Annotated in this window: 1 protein-coding gene; it reads left to right on the top strand. The window is 56.1% G+C overall.

Features of this window, described 5'->3' with window-relative positions; all coding sequences use genetic code 11:
* Window positions 1–85 precede the first annotated feature (85 nt).
* Window positions 86–1,039 carry an IS5 family transposase gene (locus NQV17_RS37735; RefSeq protein WP_257776151.1) on the top strand — a complete coding sequence of 318 codons (954 nt, stop codon included), beginning with the start codon at window positions 86–88 and terminating at the stop codon, window positions 1,037–1,039.
* Window positions 1,040–1,073: the final 34 nt, after the last annotated feature.

The raw sequence follows: 1,073 nt of genomic DNA, 5'->3' as shown, positions 1-1,073 counted from the left end.
GTTAAGGAAGGTCTGCAAAAGTCCTGGCGTTGTCACCCCGTTCAGCTATCGTGGATGCTGCGTGAATTAGTTGAGGAGAAGAGTGATGTCGCAGTTGGGTCTTGGTCTGGATCTGTCGACCAAACGCACGCGCAAGCGGGAATTTCTCGATGAGATGCGGCGTGTTGTGCCTTGGTTGAAGCTGATTGCGCTGATCGAGCCGCACTATCCGACGGGCAAAACCGGACGACCGCCTTTCCCGATCGCGACGATGCTGCACATTCACTTTATGCAGCAGTGGTTCGGTCTGTCGGATCCTGCAATGGAAGAAGCGCTCTACGACGTACCGCTGTACCGCGAGTTCGCGGGCCTCGACGGAGGCATGGTGCGTTTGCCGGACGAGAGCACGATTCTCCGGTTCCGCCATCTGCTCGAAACACATGGACTGGCAGCGAACATGCTCGCGCTGGTCAATGAGATCCTGACGGAAAAAGGCTTGATGCTAAAGGCTGGATCTGCAGTCGACGCCACCCTGATTGCCGCCCCCAGTTCGACAAAGAACGGTTCCGGCACCCGGGATCCAGAAATGCAATCGACGCAGAAAGGCGGTAACTGGTACTTCGGCATGAAATCGCATATTGGCGTAGACGCCGAGTCTGGCTTGGTTCATACGGTCATTGGAACGGCGGCCAATGTGCACGACATCACCGTTGCCGAGGCGTTGCTGCACGGCGAAGAAACGGATGTCTACGCCGACGCCGGGTATCAGGGAATCGAAAAGCGTTGTGAGGCTGACGCAGTGCGTTGGCATGTTGCGATGAGACCGGGCAAGCGCAGGCTACTGGACCTGAGTGATCCTCTGGACGCGATATACGATCAGATCGAACGCCTGAAGGCTGGAATCCGAGCCAAGGTCGAGCACCCGTTTCGCGTCATCAAGCGGCAGTTCGGTTATGCGAAGACTCGCTATCGTGGTTTGATGAAAAATACCGCTCAGATCACCACGCTGTTTGCTTTGAGCAATCTATGGATGGCGCGCAGAGCTTTGCGAACATCTTAAAATCACACCGGTGTGGCCATATGTTTCGCCGGCA

Source organism: Burkholderia sp. SCN-KJ, from assembly GCF_024656005.1.
Lineage (GTDB): Bacteria > Pseudomonadota > Gammaproteobacteria > Burkholderiales > Burkholderiaceae > Burkholderia.
This window is presented reverse-complemented; position numbering and strand designations above follow the sequence as displayed.